General features: G+C 35.1%; 5 protein-coding genes. All 5 read left to right on the plus strand.

All coding sequences use genetic code 11. From position 1 onward, the window contains the following. Positions 1–1,405, plus strand: a 1,405-nt coding sequence (locus CWC11_RS23550; RefSeq protein WP_283241018.1) for an RHS repeat-associated core domain-containing protein, incomplete at its 5' end; no start/stop codon positions are given. Between the two features lie 8 nt (positions 1,406–1,413). Continuing rightward, a complete protein-coding gene (locus CWC11_RS20080; protein WP_138541746.1) occupies positions 1,414–1,884 on the plus strand; it encodes an SMI1/KNR4 family protein in 471 nt (156 codons plus the stop codon). 22 nt (positions 1,885–1,906) lie between these two features. Further along, a complete protein-coding gene (locus CWC11_RS20085; protein WP_138684111.1) occupies positions 1,907–2,263 on the plus strand; it encodes a DUF7919 family protein in 357 nt (118 codons plus the stop codon). A 425-nt stretch (positions 2,264–2,688) separates the two neighbouring features. Next, entirely contained in the window at positions 2,689–3,453 is a 765-nt protein-coding gene (locus tag CWC11_RS20095; RefSeq protein WP_138684112.1) for a ChaN family lipoprotein, read from the plus strand. After that, the gene (locus tag CWC11_RS20100) at positions 3,453–4,034 is read left to right on the plus strand and encodes an SEL1-like repeat protein (protein ID WP_138684113.1); all 582 of its coding nucleotides are present in this window, start codon (positions 3,453–3,455) and stop codon (positions 4,032–4,034) included. Before CWC11_RS20095 ends, CWC11_RS20100 begins: the two co-directional genes overlap by 1 nt. Positions 4,035–4,185: the final 151 nt, after the last annotated feature.

A 4,185-nucleotide genomic window follows, 5' to 3' on the forward strand; every position in this document is an offset into this window, starting at 1 on the left:
GCGTCGTATCGCCAAGCACACTGAGCATGGTAAAATTGACTACATTTGGGATAACGACCAGTTAATCGGCGAATGCCAGCACGGTGAATATACCTGGTATATCAACCTACCAAATCAATTTCACCCAGTAGCGCTGATTAAAAAAGGCGAGGTGTACTACTACCACCTAGACCAGCTTAACACCCCACGCTTTGTAACCAATAACAAAGCAGAAGTCGTGTGGGAAAATCAAGCAGATGTGTATGGGTATGAAGAACCAGAAGCCGAGCCTAACACTAATAAAGAACATGGCTTCACTCAGCCAATACGTTTTCAAGGGCAATACCTTGATGAAGAGAGCGGCTTACATTACAACCGTTATCGCTATTACAGCCCCAAACAACAAAGGTTTATAAACCAAGACCCGATTGGATTAGTGGGCGGGATAAACCACTATCAATATGCACCAAATCCGGTGAATTGGGTGGACCCGTTTGGGTTGAGTTGTAAGGACGGAGGTCCTAAAAGGGTTGTTTTTGCTGGCCATGGTATTATAGATGAGACTAAATCTGCAATAGTCCCTGTGGGAAGTACTCTAACGGTATATGCGTTTAATGGAGCGACAATAACGGATGATCTTGGGCAATTAATAGAAAGTGGCGGATCTTTAAATAGCGATGTATATAAAAAGGTATATGTTGCTGGTGATGTTATTCCCGGGTATGTTTTACTTGATAACCCTGGAGATATAGAGCTTCTTGATAGTTCAGTTCAAGTTTCTAAACCAACAGATATATCAGAACTTTTAGCCGAAAACGTAGGGGATTGCCATTGGGCTGCATGTGCTTCAATCTTTGGGCATGAAAACGAGAATGTGATTCACCATACTGAGGGCATTTTCAAAAAAGAATCAAATAAATTTTATCAATTGCAAGAAGACGGAACTTGGGAGGATTTACCTGACGATAATAGTAGTGATTCTAATCGAGGTCCTGTAGATAAAGGTAGCCGAGGAGAAATTTCTCCAGACAAAAAACAAACTAAAAAGTGGAATAAAAAAATTGTCGAAGATAGAGTTGTGTACCAAAGAGGTGACTTGTTCAATCCTATATATAAAGATAAGTTTGGGAAAACAAATATTGAGCGAATGAAAAAAGGAAAGGCACCCATAGGTTATGATGGTGAGGAGGTGAACCTTCATCATCTTACTCAAGATGAGCCTGGCTCTATGGCTGAACTAGGTTCGGTTTTTCATAGCGAAAATGATAGGTTTCTTCATATTTATACAAACCAATATGATAAATCTTATAAAGGATCAGATAACGAACGGCATCGTTATAGTAGTGCTCCACCTCCTATGGATAGAGGACCATTTAATAGATGGAAGAAAAAATATTGGAAAAATCGCGCAAATGATTATGAATAAGGTGATATATGTCTATTGAAAAGATTAATTTAGCAATAAAAATGATGGAAAGTACTGGAGAAGAGATTTTAACTACAGGAGGAGTGACTAGTTCATTGATTCAGCAAGCAGAGCAAAAACTAAAAATAAAATTTACTGAAGATTATAAATACTTTTTAGAAAAATTTGGCTGTTTAAGCTTTGAAGGTGAAGAGTTTTATGGTTTAACCCGTGATGGGCTAAATTCAGACGCAATTCCATGTGTTATTTTTGCTACTGAGTCAGCGAGAATGCGTGGAGATATTTCCCAATCAATGGTTTACGTAAAGTCTTCAGGTTATGGTCCGTTGTTTAGTATAGACTTATCTGGTACTGATTCTGTTTTTCCTGTAGTAGAAACCAGTTTGTCCTATAAAAGAGATAAAGAAGTAAACATAGTGGCTGAGAGCTTTGGGGACTTTTTTTATAACGAAATTAAAGATGCAATTGAGGATTTATGATTTTATATAACTGGGAGTGATGATGTTTTATAAAAAAAACGATATTCGTGTTGATTTGTTACAAATGGTTGAGCACTTTCAAAGTGAAGAAGAGAAAGATGCTTTTTTCGAATGGTTTACGTTAGCTTTAACTAATGTAGAAATTATTAATAAGCTCAGACATGTAGAAATTTGTCATATTTGTAATGAATTTATGACTTTAAAGTCTACTGGTAAAAAGTTTTCAAGTTATGAATTTAGAATACCTAATGGAGAGTCAGATCTAATTGTTAGCTCTGCAATTTTACATTTTATTTCTGTTCATAATTTAATTCCGAATAAAGTCATTATTAATGCATTAGAGAAAATTAAACCAATGATTAATAAAAAAAATATCTGATATTTTATATCTGGTTTCAGTGCATTGCTTAGTACTTGACTCTTCAGTTATTACTGCTCTATGAAACCTGTATTGTAAATTACCTAAAGTTAATTATTTATTATGATTTATATAAACACGACCCACTTAACACTTCAAGAGGTTGCTTCATTTACGCTAAAAAACAACCCCAGCAAGCAATTTAAAGAAAAATGGGGGGATGACTACGTAAATCGCGCAATGCAATTATGGCGTTGAGTTAAGGAATGTTATTCAAAAAGAGAAGTGTGTAATTTCACTGCAAAAGAGCTTTTCTTTTCAATGAGCTATGAATATGCAGTAGCTCCTTACAGCTCTGAGAATAATAACGCTATTACATTTTATAGATGGTGTTTTGAAAATTTAAATGAAAAACAAGGATAGGTAATGAATAACAAGGATAGGTAATGAATAAAATAAACACGGATGTAAATTATAAAACAATGGCCGGTAATGCACGATTAGTGATGCTTGGTGAATCAAGCCATAACCCAGCTATTTATAAATTTGAGGCTATTAAAGCACTTAGACAATTGAAAGCTTTTGGGTTTACTCACTTTGCAATCGAAATGCTACCAAGGTCTATGCAGGAGAAAATAGATTTTTATCAACGTACTGGTAAAGGCTTTAATGTTATTCAGCAATATTTTAATGATAACTGGCGTTGGGGCTACGGCGTGCCAAATAGTTATGGTGAACTAGTTAAAGCGGCTAGAGAGTTAGGATTAAAAATTATTGCTTTGGATTTAACTTTAGATGAAATGGATTTGATTGACGCTTCACGTAGTTACAATAACTCAGTCGCAGAAAGTTGTTTTAATAGCCATACAATAAGAAATATGGTCTGGACACAAAATATAAGTAATATTTTAAATACGTCTAAGCAGAACAAAATTATTGCTTTTATGCATAGATGGCATGCTGTGAGTTCTACTAATTATCAAGAAGGCCTAGACACACTGATAAAAGCGCAAGGTATTTTAAAAATTAAATTTATCGACTTTATTGGTGGGTCAGTTTGTTACTCAAAAACTGATTGTAAGGGTTACTCTGATGAAAAAGAAGCACTTAAGCAAAAGTATTTTTACCGAGAGGGCTTCCCGTTTAAATCTGCAGTAACAACTTATCAGGTTCACTTACCCGAAAACTCGGCTCATATGAAAGGGCTATAATGGTGAAAACAATAGCTACCTTTCTTTTTACTACCGTAATATGTTTTGGTGCGATGGCAGGAACTCTTTTTCCTAACCTTGATATTAATGATCCTAACTTATCGCAAGATAAAGTCATGCGCCAATGTCAAAAAAGCTTAATGCATGCACCTCAAGAGCTTGAGGCTTGGTGTGATAAAGCTTATAAAATGGGAAATTGGCAAGCTCTCGAATTGGTAGGCCTTCATACAGGTGATGGAAGCCGCTATATTGCTGAGGCAAAAAAGCATGCTGCAGAAGGCGATCCCGATGGTATTTTAGCTTTAGCGTATGTATATAGTACTGGACGTTTTGTTACTAAAGACCTAAAACAGTCTATAGACCTTTATAATCGTTACCTAGCTGATAATGGTAATAAAGCTAAAGAAAAAATGAGAGTGCAAATGACTCATAAAGATCTTTATTTAATTTACACTGAACTAGGCGATTTAGAAAAGGCTGCTGAACATAAACGCTTTTTAGATGAAAGTAACTATGAAAAAATCAGAAAAGAAATGTTTGAAAAGCAACTTAAGGATTCGGGCATTTCTTTAGATAATTAAGAAATTAGCATTTACTTAAACTATTTATAATTAGTACAAACCATTAAAGTTATTGCACTTTTAAAGGAGCTATAAACGCCTAAGCTAAGGCGCTATAGAAATGATATGGAACAACAAAACCAACAAACATTAACTAACCTTGTTTACGATA

This window comes from Pseudoalteromonas sp. S3178 (genome assembly GCF_005886985.1).
Lineage (GTDB): Bacteria > Pseudomonadota > Gammaproteobacteria > Enterobacterales > Alteromonadaceae > Pseudoalteromonas > Pseudoalteromonas carrageenovora.